Raw genomic sequence first — 15,502 nt, forward strand, 5'->3', positions numbered from 1 at the left:
CCACTCCCTTTAAAAATTATTTGTCTTTTGGTTTATAGGCTTCCATTGTTTTTGATAGAACACCATTTATAAATCGACCAGCATCTTCCCCGCCAAAGGCTTTTGCGAGCTCAATTGCTTCATTAAAAGAGACATTTTTAGGAATATCGTCCACGTAATATAGTTCATATAAAGCCATGCGAAGAATCGCTCGATCTACATTGCCGATCCGGTCCACGGTCCAGCCTTGAAGGTGATCTGCATATAGCCGGTCCAACTCCTCTTGGTGGGTAACGGTTCCGCTAACAAGGTCGCTCATGAACGAACTTGCCTCTTCCCCTTCGTCGAGAACACTTTCAATGGCTTTTTCCATTGATGTGTCGATAACATCCATTTGATAAAGAGCTTGTACAGCTCGAAGTCGTGATAAACGTCGATTCATGCTCATACTCCTTCTAATTGAAAACTTAAAGATAGGTTAAGTTTCCCCATTAATATGTTTGATCATAGCATAACATTTTTCGTAAAAACAGAACAATTGCAGAAAAGAGTCGGAACAACTTTCGTTTTCTGAATATTTTTGACCCTTTGTTTATCTATCAACGTTTAACTGATTGCTGAATCCTGTTTGATGAGTGCAAAAAAGCGACCCAAAATTGAGCCGCTTTTTGAGCCATTATTTAGTTTCTTCTTCTCCATCGACTGCTTCAAAATGCACGCCGACAATATGAACGTTTATGGATTGTAGCTCAATGGCAGTCATAGTTTGCAAAGCTTGTTTGATGTTTTGTTGAATTTTCTTCGCCACTTCTGGAACGGATACTCCGTAAAGAATAATGACGGAAACATCAACGATAATCCCCTCGTCATTCAAATCAACCTTTACACCTTTGCCATGATTTTTATAACCTAATTTCTCTGCCACTCCTGCTGCAAAATTGCCCCTCATGGTGGCGACCCCTTCAACTTCTGAGGCTGCAATCCCAGCGATTACTTCAATGACCTCTGGTGAAATTTCCACCCTGCCTAAATCTGTTTTTTGCTCTTCTAGGTCTAACAGATGGTTCTCGTTCATCCTTTACACCTCCATTGGAATGGACCTTACTATTTGCTCTCCTCCATGATGTTATAAATCTCTAAAAATTTCGTGTTGAAATCTCCAGATACAAACGTTTCATGGTTTAGCAAGCGCAAGTGAAACGGAATGGTCGTCTCAATTCCCTCTACCTCAAACTCTGCAAGTGCTCGCTTCATTTTTGCAATCGCCTCGTCCCTTGTCGCTCCGTGTGTGATCACCTTAGCAATCATGGAATCGTAAAAAGGAGGAATTGTATAGCCTGGGTATGCAGCAGAATCGACCCGAACTCCTAGTCCACCAGGTGCTAAGTAACTTTTTAATTTACCTGGAGATGGCATAAAATTTTTCTCTGGGCTTTCTGCGTTAATCCGACACTCTATCGACCAACCATTAAATGTAACGTCTTCTTGTTTGTAGGACAACGGCTTCCCTGAAGCTACTTTGATTTGCTCTTTAATCAAGTCAATTCCCGTCACCATTTCTGTCACTGGATGCTCAACTTGGATTCTCGTGTTCATTTCCATAAAGTAGAAATCACCATTATTATGGTCATAAATAAACTCAACGGTTCCTGCCCCCGAATAGTTGACGGCTTTCGCTGCAGCAACAGCGGCTTCCCCCATCTCCTTACGCTTCTTCTCTGTAATTGCAGGAGACGGTGTTTCCTCTAATAGCTTTTGCAATCTTCGCTGAATCGAGCAGTCCCGTTCCCCTAGATGAATTACGTGACCGTGGTTGTCGGCAAGCACTTGAATTTCAACATGACGGAAATCTTCAATGTATTTTTCAAGGTAGACACCAGGATTCCCGAACGCTGTTGCGGCTTCTTGTTGGGTAATGTTAATACCTTTTCGCAATTCCTCTTCATTACGAGCAACGCGAATTCCCTTACCCCCACCGCCTGCTGTAGCTTTAATGATGACTGGATAACCGATTTGTTCCGCTACTGCTAAGCCGTCTTCCACACTCTCGATGATTCCTTCTGAGCCTGGGACGATTGGAACGCCGGCACGTTTCATTGTTTCTCTTGCCACGTCTTTCGTTCCCATTTTGCTAATCGCATCCGCACTAGGACCTACAAAAGTAATGTTGCATTCCCCACATATTTCAGCAAAATCGGCGTTCTCTGCTAAAAATCCATATCCAGGGTGAATCGCATCCACTTCAGTTAAAGTCGCCACACTCATGATATTCGTGAAGTTTAAATAGCTTTTTGCAGATGGCGTCGGTCCAATGCAATAAGCTTCATCCGCCATTCGTACGTGAAGGGCATCGCGATCAGCTTCTGAAAAAACAGCCACGGTTTCAATTCCTAACTCGCGACAAGCGCGAATAATTCGAACGGCAATTTCCCCGCGATTGGCAACTAGCAGTTTCTTTATCATCCAAATCTCTCCCTACTTTTGCGGCTCTACTACAAATAGAGGTTGACCGTATTCCACTAATTCGCCGTTCTCCGCTAAAACTTCGACGATCTTCCCTTTCACTTCCGCTTCAATTTCGTTCATTAATTTCATTGCTTCCACGATACAAACAACAGTATTTTCGCTAACATTATCACCGACCTTTACATACGGATCAGAATCTGGCGATGGTGCAACATAGAAAGTCCCTACCATCGGAGACGTAATTTTATGTAAGTTGTCAGTTGCTTTCGTTTCAGCCTCTTCCTTCACAGGCTCTGAAGCAGGGGCTGCTTGAACGGCTTGTCCCTTAGGTGGCTCTTGAACGGCCTGAACAACAGGGGCTGGAACTGGAGCGCTCTGAACAGGCTGTTGGTAAGCAACAGTCTCTCCCTGAGATTTTTTCAATACGAGCTTTAATCCTTCTTGCTCAAGCTTAAACTCGTCTAAATCGGATTGATCAACCGCACGGATCAACTCGCGAATTTCTTGTACTTTTAACATTAATCAGCTCTCCTCCATTTCTCGTTAGCCAACGTAATACGTTGTAAACTAAATGATCACATGATTCATTATAGCATATCCACAATAAAGAAAGCGCTTTCTTACCAAGTGATTCACCAAACGTTTATTCTTCTTGCTCCTCGCCTTCTTCTTTCGTGATGGCGTCAAATTTGTATTGGCGGAACACAGGGAACTCTGATAAATTATCAGGAATTTTTCCGTTTTCCAAAAGAATAATTTTCACAATATTTTTATTTCGTGCCATATGGTACTTTTCACCATACTCATTTTCAAGTGTATACCTTTTTAAGCTTTGATAATCTTCCTCTTGAATGGATACGGTGTAAGTCCCACCTTCTGTTTCATACTCATGTTGAAAGCCTACCTCAAACTCAACAATTTGAATATGGTCGTTTTTTAAATTTCGGGTTTGTTCCAATACGGCTTTTGCACCTTCGGTTAGTTCAGACCATTCCATGTCAATCTCTCCTTAGCTATAGGAATTACGCTGACCTATTATACCATGATGAAAAACGGAATGCATCCTCGCTTCGAACATCTCGTATTTTTATGCGTATTCTTCCTTTTTGATTGAGCTCAAAAGGCAGAAGCTAGGAGGGCGCCCCTCTTATACATATAACATTTGCCAGCAACTCACGTTTTCCTCCTTGTTGTCAATTGATCTTTTTACGTCAAACGAGCAAAACGCAATGCACTCGCTAAAAACTGGGGCCAAACAACAGAGAGCAAGAAATCGGTGAACCTACGTGACTGATCGTAGGATGTTCTCGGGAAATCGCTTTATGTTTGAGGCTTTGACTAAACCTCTCTAGTTATTCTTTCTTTAGGAAAGCTGGTTGGGCGCCTAATCGTTTGCTTTTTTTATACTTTTAATTCTTTACAAAAAATTTACTCTTTCTTATAAGTGAAAAAAGGGAGACGTTAGTACGCCCCCCCTTTTGTAACCATTACTTAGAATCATTATGATGTCCTACCGTTACAAGACGATCGGAACCTAGCTGTTTGCTCGCCATCACCATAATTTCGTTGGCTTGCTCAGCTGTAAGTTCTTCAGCTTGCACGATGATACGTACTTGCTCTTCTTCGGCAAGAACGAGCACATCATCGTACCCTTGTGCTTTGATCAACGTTTCCAATGTAGCTTCTTGCTGGGAAAGCCGTTGCAGTTCTTGACTCTTTGTGAACGCCTCGCTCTTCATTTCAGCGGTAGCATCTGGAGAGCCCATAATGTTCGTGTAGTTTTCAGCCATTTCTTCACGAGAGGCGATCATTTGGTTACGAATCGTCGCAAACACTTCATTGCTTGCCACATTTGAAATCGAGCCAACGTCTGAATCTGTCTCAGCCTCTGCTCCCATCTCCTCGTCCTCTTCTACCGTCACCTCTTCGCCTTCACCTTCAGCATCCAGATCGATGTCCATCTCCTCTAGCTGCCTTTCCATTTCTTCCTGCATATCGTTTAGCTCCTCATCCGAGACAAATGCAACATCTTCGCCTCCAGGGGACATCATGTAGTAAGCAGAAAGAACGACAATTAAGCTAAGCATTGTTAACAACCACACCGTTTGTTTTTTCAACACCATTACTATTCCTCCTTCGATTTCTTAGGCATAACAGACACCCGATGAGCTGGAACATCCAACACTCGACTGACCGCTTCAACGACCATCCCTTTGACTTGGGCATTTTCAACGCCTTCCGCTACAATCAATACCCCGCGGACTTGCGGTTTTTCCTTTTGTACAAGAAGAGGCTTCTCTTGATCCCCTTCTCTGACGATCACGACCTCCTCGTCTCGCGATACATCATCCACCTTCCGTGTTCCCCCTTCGCGATCGGTCTCATCGGTCTTTTGTTGCTTCGTGCTCGAATTTTTCTCATAAACCATTCGTTCCGTCTCTGCAAGGTTAATCATGACCGTTACATCTGAAATTCCTACAATTTGCTCCAAGCTCTCTTTGAGCTGATTTTCGTACTGAATTTCATATTGCTCCATTTCACTAGACTGACTGGAGGAGCGCTGACCGAATGTCTCCTGATCTTCTTGGCGATCGGTATCATCTTCTTGAAAAACAGGTGCTGTGTCTCCTTGATCATCATTAGGTGACAGCAAATTACCAACAATCATGAGCATTAACCCTATACAAAGAATGACGATCACATATTGAAAAGAGAACTTCCCCTTTTCTGCCCCTTTTTTATGAAATAATTTTTTCAACCACTGGCGATCTTGTTGTTCATCATGACCCATTCCCTTGCTCCCCTCCTTCCCATACCAACGAAATCATTTCCTCAGGGATTTGCCATACTTCGGCAAGATAATGAATGTACTTCTGATTCATTCGATCCTCCGTTGACACTGACTGAATGTCTTCGGTCTTTGATGCCAGATCGATCTGAACCGGGGAAACGACTTCGATGCTAACGGATTCATCATCGGCCTCCTCTGTTAATAAAACGGTAACCGATTGAACTTGATCGGGATGAAACCCCGATTCATAAGCGGTAGGTTCGATAACAACATCCACTGATTGAATTTGAACACCATACGTTTCACGGAACTCCTCCTCCACTTGTCTTTTTAATTGGACAGCCATCTGTTCAGAAATATATGCACGCATGTCGGATTCTATATCATCTTTTTTTGAATTCCAGTCCGATTCTACGGAAAGTTCTGATGTGCTCGTCGCTAAGGAAAGCTCTGCAAACCAAGTGTCTAAATCTTCCGTTACAATCGCTAAGACCGGTTGTAGCATCACAACTAGCAACAGCAAACCGACGACCATGCGCACATATCGTTGGAACATAGAGTTTGGAAGTAGCAGTTCCAAAATCGTTGCTAGCAAAATGAGTAAGATTAAATTCGTTAACCAGTCGGTTAGAAAACCCACGTCGGTTCCTCCCCTTTGTAAGATTCATTATCGAATCATCACCGATGCATTACCGGCCACAATCATTATCGTAATCGCGAGAAAAAACATTAAACAAACGACGGCCAGAGAAGCAAAAATGAAAATAATCGCCTTTCCGATAATCGATAAACAGTCCGTTATCGGACCTGCACCTAACGGCTGTAAGATAGCGGCTGAAATATGAAAAATCACCGCTAGAGACAGAACTTTAATTGCTGGAAAAGCACAGAGCATAAGCAGGATTGCCAGCCCAGCAACACCGACGGTATTTTTTAAAAGAAGCGACGCACTCATGACCGTATCGGCAGCATCTGTAAACATCCGGCCAACAACAGGGACAAAGTTGCCGGCAATGTATTTGGCCGTTCGAACCGTAATGCCATCTGTCACGGCAGTTGTTGCCCCTTGAACGGAGATAATCCCTAAAAACACCGTTAAAAAGACACCAAGAACTCCGACTGCGATCGTGCGTAAAAAGTTAGCCAATTTCGTTACTTTATAGTGATCGGTCATCGTGCTCACAATGCTTAAAACCGTAGAGATAAACAGCAAAGGTAAGACAAAATGGTGAATGACCATTCCACTCGTATTAACCATAAATACAATCAACGGATGAAACAAAGCCGCAGAGGTAATATTTCCGATTGCCGCCATCAGGGCAAGAAGAAGCGGTAAAAGGGCCACCATAAAATGGACCATGCTGGATATGGCTTCTTTCGTATAATCCATTGCCACGTGAAAGCTATTTAACGCAATAAGCATCAAGACCATATACGTAATGGCATACGCCACTTTGCTAATCGTCTTTTGTTCAAATGCGTTTTGTAATGACTGGAGCATCACCGAAAAAACAGAAAGCAAGATGATCGACCCGAGCAGCTTGCCGTTTACAAGCAATTCATGAAGCAAGTATTTTACAAGTCCCATTCCCCATTCATCTATGCGGAATTGCTTGTCCCCTCGTAGAAACTCCATCAATGATCCTTTTTGGCTTTCTGGTAAAAATCCGCCATATTCAGTCGCAATTTCATGCCAAAATTGTTGGATCTCCTCAATTTCTAAGCTTTCTATTTGCCTTTCAATAAAGGAGTCATTCAATGAATCAAGCTCATCGGCTCCAGAGGCGGCATTGGGAATGGTGAAGATAAAGAAGATTAGAATGGCAGTCATCGCCCAAAAATGTTTCGTCCTTCGCTTCATGACCCTCACCTCCTTAAGTTCCCGCCGATGGTAATAACGAAAGGATCATTTCAATGACTGCGGTTAAAATCGGAATCGCCATCACCAAGATCATAACTTTTCCGGCAAGCTCAATTTTGGAAGCGATAGCAGCTTGTCCTGCGTCCTTTGCAATTTGTGCGCCAAACTCAGCAATGTACGCAATGCCGATAATTTTTAGCAACGTCTGAACGTACATCATGTTGATGTTAGCGTCCTTCGCAATTTGCTCCAACAAGGCAATGACTCGTCCAATATGATCAATTAAAAATAAGAAGATAAAAGCACCGACAAAAACGACAAGAAGAAAAGCGATCATTGGCTTTTGCTCTTTTACAACGAGGGCAAGGAAGGTTGCGATTAAACCTACGCCCACAATTTGTATGATGTCAATCGCAACTCCCCCCTTTAACCTTGAAATAGAAAGACGCCTCGAATTTTTTGAAAGAGATCATCTACAATCGTCGCAACCATATAAAGGACGACGACAAACCCAATCAAGGTCACCCAATGGGCCCAATCCTCTTTTCCCATTTGCTTTAACACTGTATGAATCATGGCAACTACAATACCAATACCAGCAATTTGGAAAATGGTATTTACGTCATAAGCCACGAACATTCCCCTCCTTACACAGGCATGCCTTCTGTTACAGCATCATTAAAATGATGAGCAATCCTGCGAGCACCCCGAGACTTTTCATCATCCGTTCATAGCGGTATTGCTTATCCCTCGCCTCTCCTTCTTCCCTCTCCAAATGGGCGAGGGTTAGGCGCACTTGCTTTTGTTGTTGCTCACGATCATGCTGTCCAAGAGTGGCACCGAATTGAAGAATGACCTCTCGTTCACTCGCTAGCAAAGCAGTGTACTTCCACGTCTCATTGATCGCTGCTTCCCATGCATCATAAACCGTTTCTTCCTTTTCCTTAAGCCTGTAGGAAAAGTGCTCGAATAAATAAGAGACAGGCTTCGGCATTTGTGCTGCAATATGTCCTGTTGCTTCTGCCAACGGTGTTAATCCGTAGACCATTTCTGCTTCTAACGATTGTAAAGCGACCTTCAGTTGCCGTAATTGACGAGGCCTTTCATGAAGGCGCCTTGCCAATTCAAACCCTGCCCATGTCGTTGCCATTAATATGAAAATTGCACCGAGAAGCTTCAACTGACATAACCTACATCTTTCGCTTTAGCATTGCGAATCCTGCGAACGACTCCAGGCTTAGCTCGCCTTTCTAATTCAATGCAACGATCAAATGCTTCAATCTCGAGGAGCTCTCGGATCGCTGGTCGTTTACTGACCTCTTCTAGCTCATATCCATGGGCAGTTGTCATCACCTTCACTCCTGCATGTAGGGCTTCTTGAATGGCAACACAATCTTCTTTTCGGCCAATTTCATCCACGATGAGCACATCGGGACTCATCGAACGGATCATCATCATCATCCCTTCTGCTTTCGGGCAGCCATCCAAAACGTCTACGCGCATACCAAGTTCATGTTGTGGAACTCCTTTGACAGCTGCTGCTATCTCTGAACGCTCATCGACGATCCCCACCTTTAATGGTGGAATGCCTTTGCGTGACCATCCGACACTGACAAGCCGTGCAAGGTCTCGTAACAATGTTGTTTTTCCTGACTGAGGTGGGCCAATAAGCAACGTATTCAACCATCCTTTTTGATAAACGTGGGAAATGAGCGGCTCTGCAGTACCAATTTTTTGCTTCGCAACACGAATGTTGAAGGAACTTATGTCACGAACTGTTTTGACATATCCTTTTTCTAGCGTGACCTTACCAGCAAGTCCGACACGATGACCGCCAGCCATTGTAATAAAGCCACGCTTCAGTTCCTCTTCAAATGCATAAATCGAATAAGCACTTAATTGATTTAATAAAAATTGCGCATCTTTTGTCGTTACAACATATTCACACCCCTGATGTTCTGGATAATGAGGGAGATGGTTTACAATCACTTCCAATGGACGGTGCACACGAATGCGAATTTCTTCCACATCTTTTTGGATGGACGGTGGTAGCTTCTTTAACAGTTGACGTATGGTTTCTGGCAACACAGCGAAAATCTCTTGCACCTTGATTCGCCCCTTTACTTTCGAATGCCGATTAAAATCAAGCAAACGCCCGTACCGATAAACAACAACCGCGTCGGTGACATACGGTCCGCCATACTTAGCAAACCGATCGTGATGGAAGAAAGAAAAATGACCGGCCCAACAATGGCAAGCATGGCGTTAATAGCAACCGCTTTTTCTACACTGTTAAGCTTTAACATTAACCCCGCTGCCGTTAATTCAATGAGACCTGATATGATTCTCAGGCCGACCATCACTAATAAAGCTGTTTCAAACACAAAAAGCCATGATTTCACAGACTGTCACCTCGAACTTGTACGCTCGTTCTTGTAAACTCTATGATCCACTGGACAAGTTGATGACAACCTTTTTATTGTCCAGATCATAAGAAAAAGGCTAGGAATGACTCCTAACCTTGAACGAACGATATTTCGTAGTAAAAACAGAGAAAAAGCGTTCCATCTCTCATAAACAATGACCCTCTATGGAGTGCTACGTTCGGATGGTTAATTACTAAGACTGCTTAAAAGGACGTGCCAGCCTCCACTTTATATTTAAAAAACTTTGGCTTGTCGTCACATCCTACTGCAAAAGCGTTGACCTTTACTCCTTTACAAAAGTTGAATTCTGAAAGTAAAAAACCGGTCATTTTCTCAATGGACCGGTTTTTTTACCCTATTTTTTATGCACGAGAGACATAATCACCGCTACGTGTATCGATGACTAGCACATCCCCTTCATTTACGAAAAACGGAACTTGAACGGTTAGTCCTGTTTCAAGGGTCGCAGGCTTTGTACCACCAGAAGCTGTATCACCTTTAATACCAGGCTCTGTTTCCGTAACCGTTAATTCCACGGTATTTGGTACTTCAACGCCAAGTGTTTCCCCTTGGTAGCTAATTACGTGCACTTCCATGTTTTCTTTTAAGAACTTTAATTCATGCTCAATCTGCGCAGTCGACAGTTCTAATTGTTCAAAAGTTTCATTATCCATGAATGTATGAACATCACCGCTTGCATATAAATATTGCATACGACGGTTTTCAATATGAGCTTTTGAAACTTTTTCACCGGCACGAAACGTTTTTTCTTGTACCGCACCAGTGCGTAAATTACGAAGTTTGGAACGAACAAAAGCTGCACCTTTTCCAGGCTTTACGTGTTGAAACTCCATCACTTGCCAAATTCCATTATCCACTTCAATCGTTAAACCCGTTTTAAAATCGTTAACAGAAATCATACGTTATTCCTCCATCTTCGGTTATAAGCATTTACCCATATGCTACTATACCACAGCTTTTCTCATCTGTTGATGAAAAATTGCAATCGCTTATAAGAAAACTTGTGAGTGATTTTCCTAACCTCTCGCGTTCTTAAGAAAAAAGTGATCACTCTCCTACGAACAATAGTTCTTTCGGCGACTTTGTGAGCGAACGGTTCCCTGACTCTGTAATCACCGTATCATCTTCAATTCGTGTGCCGCCTACACCCGAGATATAAATACCCGGTTCAACTGTTACGACCATTCCCGGCTTCAACACGGCCTTTGATTTCATCGATAGTCCCGGCCCTTCATGAACTTCTAATCCTAGCCCGTGTCCGGTCGAATGACCGAAATATTCACCATATCCCTTGGCTGTAATGTGATCTCTCGTTAGGGCATCAGCTTCTTTCCCTGTTATTCCTGGCTTGATACCTTCCATCCCTTTTAATTGGGCTTCAAGAACCGTATCGTAGATTTTTCGCAATTCATCGTTAATGTCACCGACGGCCACAGTCCGAGTAATATCGGAGCAATATCCTTTATAGTAAGCACCGAAATCCAAGGTAACAAGCTCCCCTTTCTCGATGACCTTGTCACTAGCAACACCATGGGGCAATGCAGAGCGATAACCAGATGCGACGATAATGTCGAACGATGAACTCTCCGCTCCTTGTTTTCGCATAAAAAATTCAAGCTCATTCGCTACTTCACGTTCTGTTACTCCCGCTCGTATGTATGATGTAATATGGGCAAATGCAGCGTCAGCAATATTCGCAGCCTCCTGCATTATCTGAAGCTCCGTTTCATCTTTAATCAAACGAATGTTTTCAACAAGTCCAGCAACCGGAACTAGTTCGCTATCTACAAGTTTATTGAGCAGCTCGTATGTTTCAAATGTGACATGACTTTTTTCAAATCCTAGCTTTTGAATACCGAGCTTCTTCGCTTGGTTAGCTATTTCTTCAAAAATAGTTCCCGTATGTTTTACAATATCAAACCCTCGTGCTTGTTCCTCAGCCTGCTCCACGTAGCGGAAGTCGGTAATGAAAATGGCCGCTCCTCCCGTTACGATCGCCGCACCGGCCGTCCCCGTAAATTCGGTGACATATCGTCGATTATACGGACTCATAATTAAAAGACCGTCAAAATCATGTTCATGAATAGCTGCACGAATACGCTCTAAACGATTCATTTTTTTTCCCCCTCCAATAGAGCAAGCATTGCCAATTCATAGCCGATAACCCCTAAGCCAACAATTTGTCCTTTTGTCACTGGAGCTGTGACAGATGTATGACGAAACGACTCCCGCGCATGGACATTGGATAAGTGAACTTCTATGACAGGAACTGATATGCTCACAATTGCATCACGAATAGCATAGCTATAATGGGTAAACGCACCTGGATTAAGAATAACTCCACTTGACCGCCCTTCAGCCTCATGAATCCAATCAATGATGTCACCTTCATGATTGGATTGCCGACAGTCAGCCTTATACCCTCGTGCTTCTGCAAACTTGATAAGGCGTTCATGCAAATCTGACAAGGTTTCACGGCCGTAAATGTCAGGCTCTCGCTTCCCTAAACGATTTAAGTTCGGTCCATTAATGACCATAATCGTCTCCACTCTTTTGCCCTCCTTTTTCTACGTATCATCACAGACATATAGAGTCATTGTACCATAGGAGGGAAAAGTTGGCGAAAGGGAAGAAATGCCCACAACTTATTGTTGCTGCTCTGCATATTCATAAGAGATGGAGAATCCGATAAAAGCACCGTAAAGAGCATAAAGGCATAATGTCGTAATAATCGTATTGAAATCTAAATGCTGGACCGTTTTTAAACCTGGAAAAATCGGATTGAGCACGTAAAAAACAATCAACCAAAGAATGAGCCCAAACCCTACTCCTGCCCATATAGAAAGAACTTTTGCTAAAATCGCCCGATACAAAAAAGCAACAGCAATGGATAGGAGTCCAATCGCAATTACCCCAATAAGCTGACCGATGTACGTCTCCTTCCAGTCACCTAACGCCCAAGGCATTAAGATTAATGCTGGACCGATTCGTACGAAGTTAAAGTAAAATGCCAAGTATCCGAGCAGGGACCAAAAAACTCCGCCTACAAAGCCGATGATCACTACCTTCGTTCCGTACGTCATTTGTTGCTCTCGTTTGCTTTGCTCCAATCGCTCTTCACTCATAGGAAGCACCTCCCGTTCGTAGTATATCCAAGAGGGAATCACTCCACTCGTTTGGAATAAAAGGGCATTTTTTTGTTTAGTCTATAAATAGTCATCCATCCTTTTTATTCCCTAACATAGAGGTTTTTGTGTGTTTGATGTAAAATAAAAGAGGGAATATATTTTTCGAAGCAAATGATTTGCTGCAGATAGGTTGGTGACACATATGGCACAACAGGAAAAGCCAGCGTACGGTGGTCAAGCCGTTATTGAAGGCGTCATGTTTGGTGGGAAACATACGACGTTAACGACCATCCGACGCATCGATGGATCATATGATTATTTAGAAGTAAAGAAAGAAACGAAACCTTGGATACAATCACTAAAAAAAATTCCGTTCATCCGTGGGGTTGTTGGGATTTTGGAAGCAAGTAGCTACGGGACAAAGCATTTAAACTTCTCGACAGATCGCTATGAAGTCGATCCAAAAGAGGATGATCAAATTGTCCCTGAAGAGAAAAAATCTAAACTCGCCATGATTTTTGGAGTCGCTGCGATTGGAATTTTATCGTTTCTTTTCGGGAAATTCATTTTCACACTCGTTCCAGTATTTCTCGCAGAAACGTTAAGTTTTCTTTTCCCTGGTCATGTTGCGCAAAACTTGCTTGAAGGCCTGTTTAAACTCATTTTATTGCTCACATATATTTATGCTATCTCCTTTACTCCGCTCATTCGAAAAGTTTTCCAATACCATGGGGCCGAGCATAAAGTGATCAATGCGTATGAGCGGGGCCTGCCGTTAACAGTTGAAAATGTGCAACAGCAATCACGCTTGCATTATCGCTGTGGAAGTAGCTTTATTCTCTTTACCGTGATCGTCGGTGTTTTTGTTTACTTGCTCGTCCCATTCGATAACTTATGGGAACGGGTCATTCATCGACTCGCATTGCTTCCCGTTGTATTAGGTACCTCATATGAAGTATTGCAATTAACGAATAAAGTTCGCCACGTTCCTGTTCTCCGTTTCCTTGGCTACCCTGGGCTCTGGCTTCAATTGTTAACAACAAAGGAGCCGAAGGATGACCAGGTTGAAGTTGCGATTCATTCGTTTGAAGAGATGCTGAAACGAGAACAATCGTATGAAGCAAGCCTGTCTGCCCCATCGTCCGACAGGCAAGCAATGAACGCATTAGAATCAAGTTAGTTAATTTACGGTTGGAGGTGATTAGCCTTGCATCGTACGTTCCATCCCCTCGTACTTCTCGTTATAGGGTTAGCGATTGTTGGGTTTGTCACGATGTTATTTACGAATCCATTAGGGCTCTTGCGTCAACTCATCATGGTTGCCGTCATTGCGGCCATCATCTATTTCGTCTTTCGTTGGATCGTATCAAGGCGGTATGGTAGCCCCGTAAAAGGCCAGGGGGCTAACCGCCCAACGGCCGCACAAATTCGCAAAGCGAAACGAACAAGCACGGTGCAAAAACAAAAAGAGGGTAAGTCCTTCGGAATGTTTTCTGACCGGACCCCATCCTCAACCAAAAGAAAGAAATCCCCTGCTCTAAAGCGCCGGGATGAGAATCCGCACCTCACCGTCATCGAAGGTAAGAAAAGCAAAAAGAAAAACCGGGCCCTTTTTTAACCGTTAAAGGAGGCTAAATCCTACGGGGATCGCCTCCTTTCTTCATGACCATGTTGACAAAAATTGCAATGTTTCTTCTCTACCTAATTGGACTAGGGCCTTCTTTTGAGCTTCGTCCAAATCGAAGTCAGTTGCTTTGACGGATTGGACAGGAATAAAGACAATGTTCTTCGCATGATCCTTGGCAATATAGCGAAGATCATGAGCCCGAATCATCGTATCGAACAATGATTGATACAAATCCACCGCATTGTTGATTAAATGGGGCGCCATTTCTTCAAGCCCTGGTGTTAGTTGAAAGCCAATGACAGGTCGCTTTAACGGCTGTTTTTTCCGATTGTGAAACAACCAAATCGGGAAGTTACTTAAAATTCCACCATCCACAACATAAGAACGCTCACCTCTCCGCTTACGATTGTACAACTTCACCGGCTGAAAAAAGTATGGAATTCCACAGCTCATCCTCACAGCACGCGCCACAGAGAAACGTTCAGGGATAAGACCATAATCCTTTAAATCGTCGGGGAGAACGATCAACCTCCCACGGGAAATATCAGAAGCGACAATTTTCAAAGCCCCCTTCGGTAAATCGGCGAACGTTGATACTCCTTTATGGCCTAGTACTTGAATTAACCACTTTTCTAGTTGGTCCCCTTTGTACATGCCGAGCTTAAAATAAAGGCGCAACCATTTTGCAAACGGGAAAGGCATGACTTTTCCGCCGTCTTTAAACATTTTTCCGTCTAGCTGTTCCATAATGGAAAAAAGCTCGTCACTTCGATAACCTGAGCATACGAGGGAAGCGAAAATCGCCCCTGCACTCGTTCCTGCCACCCGGGTAAATGAAAACCCATTCTCCTCTAAGACTTGCAATGCACCGATAAAAGCGAATGCTTTAACGCCACCACCAGCAAAAACACCATCCACATTCATCGTTCACGCCCCCTCCCCTATCATCATATGACAGAGGACGACAGCACTTTCAAAAAATACAGTGTAAACAATAGAGTAGCTCGGCCTTTTCTCAACTCCCTTCATCAACCATTGATAGCCAAAACGTTTCAAAACCCGATATCATGTTTAACCTTATGTTAAAGTAGAATTCTGATATGAGCCAATGCATAGTAGTCGTGAACGATTCCCTTGACATCATTAAAAGCTTTCATATACATTCATTTCAATTACTACTATTGAAAACTCTCTAAATGCTTT

21 protein-coding genes are annotated in these 15,502 nt (G+C 43.2%); 2 read left to right on the forward strand and 19 right to left on the reverse strand.

The features are described from left to right. Positions 1–16: 16 nt before the first annotated feature. The 18 genes from nusB to FED51_RS14210 all read right to left on the reverse strand — a co-directional run bounded on the left by nusB (position 17) and on the right by FED51_RS14210 (position 12,669). Positions 17–421: a transcription antitermination factor NusB gene (gene nusB, locus FED51_RS14125; RefSeq protein WP_010898933.1), complete on the reverse strand. Its 405-nt coding sequence runs from the start codon at positions 419–421 to the stop codon at positions 17–19. Between the two features lie 234 nt (positions 422–655). Further along, positions 656–1,054: an Asp23/Gls24 family envelope stress response protein gene (locus FED51_RS14130; RefSeq protein WP_010898934.1), complete on the reverse strand. Its 399-nt coding sequence runs from the start codon at positions 1,052–1,054 to the stop codon at positions 656–658. Positions 1,055–1,083: 29 nt separating this feature from the next. Beyond that, complete coding sequence (accC, locus tag FED51_RS14135) at positions 1,084–2,442, reverse strand: acetyl-CoA carboxylase biotin carboxylase subunit (protein ID WP_010898935.1); 1,359 nt, start codon at positions 2,440–2,442, stop codon at positions 1,084–1,086. A 12-nt stretch (positions 2,443–2,454) separates the two neighbouring features. Next, a complete protein-coding gene (accB, locus tag FED51_RS14140; RefSeq protein ID WP_010898936.1) occupies positions 2,455–2,964 on the reverse strand; it encodes an acetyl-CoA carboxylase biotin carboxyl carrier protein in 510 nt (169 codons plus the stop codon). A 124-nt stretch (positions 2,965–3,088) separates the two neighbouring features. Beyond that, a complete protein-coding gene (locus tag FED51_RS14145) occupies positions 3,089–3,442 on the reverse strand; it encodes a hypothetical protein (RefSeq protein WP_010898937.1) in 354 nt (117 codons plus the stop codon). Positions 3,443–3,932: 490 nt separating this feature from the next. Continuing rightward, positions 3,933–4,568 carry a SpoIIIAH-like family protein gene (locus tag FED51_RS14150; RefSeq protein ID WP_010898938.1) on the reverse strand — a complete coding sequence of 212 codons (636 nt, stop codon included), beginning with the start codon at positions 4,566–4,568 and terminating at the stop codon, positions 3,933–3,935. Positions 4,569–4,570: 2 nt separating this feature from the next. Next, entirely contained in the window at positions 4,571–5,236 is a 666-nt protein-coding gene (gene spoIIIAG, locus FED51_RS14155) for a stage III sporulation protein AG (protein ID WP_053430715.1), read from the reverse strand. Further along, entirely contained in the window at positions 5,226–5,876 is a 651-nt protein-coding gene (gene spoIIIAF / locus FED51_RS14160; protein ID WP_010898940.1) for a stage III sporulation protein AF, read from the reverse strand. The genes spoIIIAG and spoIIIAF overlap by 11 nt, the downstream gene beginning before the upstream one ends. Before the next feature lie 27 nt (positions 5,877–5,903). Next, complete coding sequence (gene spoIIIAE, locus FED51_RS14165) at positions 5,904–7,097, reverse strand: stage III sporulation protein AE (RefSeq protein WP_010898941.1); 1,194 nt, start codon at positions 7,095–7,097, stop codon at positions 5,904–5,906. A gap of 13 nt (positions 7,098–7,110) precedes the next feature. Then, the gene (gene spoIIIAD, locus FED51_RS14170) at positions 7,111–7,503 is read right to left on the reverse strand and encodes a stage III sporulation protein AD (RefSeq protein ID WP_041820716.1); all 393 of its coding nucleotides are present in this window, start codon (positions 7,501–7,503) and stop codon (positions 7,111–7,113) included. 20 nt (positions 7,504–7,523) lie between these two features. Then, a complete protein-coding gene (gene spoIIIAC / locus FED51_RS14175; RefSeq protein ID WP_010898943.1) occupies positions 7,524–7,730 on the reverse strand; it encodes a stage III sporulation protein AC in 207 nt (68 codons plus the stop codon). A 34-nt stretch (positions 7,731–7,764) separates the two neighbouring features. Continuing rightward, on the reverse strand, positions 7,765–8,277 hold the full coding sequence (spoIIIAB, locus tag FED51_RS14180; RefSeq protein WP_010898944.1) for a stage III sporulation protein SpoIIIAB: 513 nt from the start codon (positions 8,275–8,277) through the stop codon (positions 7,765–7,767). Then, a complete protein-coding gene (gene spoIIIAA / locus FED51_RS14185; RefSeq protein WP_010898945.1) occupies positions 8,274–9,203 on the reverse strand; it encodes a stage III sporulation protein AA in 930 nt (309 codons plus the stop codon). The genes spoIIIAB and spoIIIAA overlap by 4 nt, the downstream gene beginning before the upstream one ends. 14 nt (positions 9,204–9,217) lie before the next feature. Next, positions 9,218–9,499 carry a YqhV family protein gene (locus tag FED51_RS14190; RefSeq protein ID WP_010898946.1) on the reverse strand — a complete coding sequence of 94 codons (282 nt, stop codon included), beginning with the start codon at positions 9,497–9,499 and terminating at the stop codon, positions 9,218–9,220. A 386-nt stretch (positions 9,500–9,885) separates the two neighbouring features. Continuing rightward, entirely contained in the window at positions 9,886–10,443 is a 558-nt protein-coding gene (efp, locus tag FED51_RS14195) for an elongation factor P (RefSeq protein WP_010898947.1), read from the reverse strand. A gap of 148 nt (positions 10,444–10,591) precedes the next feature. Next, on the reverse strand, positions 10,592–11,659 hold the full coding sequence (locus FED51_RS14200) for a M24 family metallopeptidase (protein ID WP_010898948.1): 1,068 nt from the start codon (positions 11,657–11,659) through the stop codon (positions 10,592–10,594). Next, complete coding sequence (gene aroQ, locus FED51_RS14205; protein ID WP_138090633.1) at positions 11,656–12,093, reverse strand: type II 3-dehydroquinate dehydratase; 438 nt, start codon at positions 12,091–12,093, stop codon at positions 11,656–11,658. Before aroQ ends, FED51_RS14200 begins: the two co-directional genes overlap by 4 nt. A gap of 96 nt (positions 12,094–12,189) precedes the next feature. After that, a complete protein-coding gene (locus tag FED51_RS14210) occupies positions 12,190–12,669 on the reverse strand; it encodes a YqhR family membrane protein (RefSeq protein WP_053430714.1) in 480 nt (159 codons plus the stop codon). A gap of 205 nt (positions 12,670–12,874) precedes the next feature. On the opposite strand from FED51_RS14210, the gene FED51_RS14215 reads away from it, so the two are divergent. Both FED51_RS14215 and FED51_RS14220 read left to right on the forward strand, forming a co-directional pair. Further along, complete coding sequence (locus FED51_RS14215; protein ID WP_010898951.1) at positions 12,875–13,852, forward strand: DUF1385 domain-containing protein; 978 nt, start codon at positions 12,875–12,877, stop codon at positions 13,850–13,852. Between the two features lie 27 nt (positions 13,853–13,879). Beyond that, positions 13,880–14,290 carry an SA1362 family protein gene (locus FED51_RS14220; protein ID WP_010898952.1) on the forward strand — a complete coding sequence of 137 codons (411 nt, stop codon included), beginning with the start codon at positions 13,880–13,882 and terminating at the stop codon, positions 14,288–14,290. Between the two features lie 42 nt (positions 14,291–14,332). On the opposite strand, the gene FED51_RS14225 is transcribed toward FED51_RS14220, so the two are convergent. Continuing rightward, positions 14,333–15,223, reverse strand: a complete 891-nt coding sequence (locus FED51_RS14225) for a patatin-like phospholipase family protein (RefSeq protein ID WP_010898953.1) — start codon at positions 15,221–15,223, stop codon at positions 14,333–14,335. Between the last annotated feature and the right edge of the window lie 279 nt (positions 15,224–15,502).

Origin of the sequence: Halalkalibacterium halodurans, from assembly GCF_005671335.1 — a bacterium.
GTDB classification, from domain to species: Bacteria; Bacillota; Bacilli; order Bacillales; family Bacillaceae_D; genus Halalkalibacterium; species Halalkalibacterium halodurans.

Excerpts from the sequence above, each read along its gene's own strand:
- FED51_RS14210 (WP_053430714.1), bottom strand. The coding sequence starts at position 12,669 with ATGAGTGAAGAGCGATTGGAGCAAAGCAAACGAGAGCAACAAATGACG.
- accC (WP_010898935.1), bottom strand. The coding sequence starts at position 2,442 with ATGATAAAGAAACTGCTAGTTGCCAATCGCGGGGAAATTGCCGTTCGA.
- FED51_RS14225 (WP_010898953.1), bottom strand. The coding sequence starts at position 15,223 with ATGAATGTGGATGGTGTTTTTGCTGGTGGTGGCGTTAAAGCATTCGCT.
- spoIIIAG (WP_053430715.1), bottom strand. The coding sequence starts at position 5,236 with ATGGGTCATGATGAACAACAAGATCGCCAGTGGTTGAAAAAATTATTT.
- FED51_RS14200 (WP_010898948.1), bottom strand. The coding sequence starts at position 11,659 with ATGAATCGTTTAGAGCGTATTCGTGCAGCTATTCATGAACATGATTTT.
- FED51_RS14215 (WP_010898951.1), top strand. The coding sequence starts at position 12,875 with ATGGCACAACAGGAAAAGCCAGCGTACGGTGGTCAAGCCGTTATTGAA.
- accB (WP_010898936.1), bottom strand. The coding sequence starts at position 2,964 with ATGTTAAAAGTACAAGAAATTCGCGAGTTGATCCGTGCGGTTGATCAA.
- FED51_RS14145 (WP_010898937.1), bottom strand. The coding sequence starts at position 3,442 with ATGGAATGGTCTGAACTAACCGAAGGTGCAAAAGCCGTATTGGAACAA.
- efp (WP_010898947.1), bottom strand. The coding sequence starts at position 10,443 with ATGATTTCTGTTAACGATTTTAAAACGGGTTTAACGATTGAAGTGGAT.
- FED51_RS14150 (WP_010898938.1), bottom strand. The coding sequence starts at position 4,568 with ATGGTGTTGAAAAAACAAACGGTGTGGTTGTTAACAATGCTTAGCTTA.
- nusB (WP_010898933.1), bottom strand. The coding sequence starts at position 421 with ATGAATCGACGTTTATCACGACTTCGAGCTGTACAAGCTCTTTATCAA.
- spoIIIAE (WP_010898941.1), bottom strand. The coding sequence starts at position 7,097 with ATGAAGCGAAGGACGAAACATTTTTGGGCGATGACTGCCATTCTAATC.
- FED51_RS14130 (WP_010898934.1), bottom strand. The coding sequence starts at position 1,054 with ATGAACGAGAACCATCTGTTAGACCTAGAAGAGCAAAAAACAGATTTA.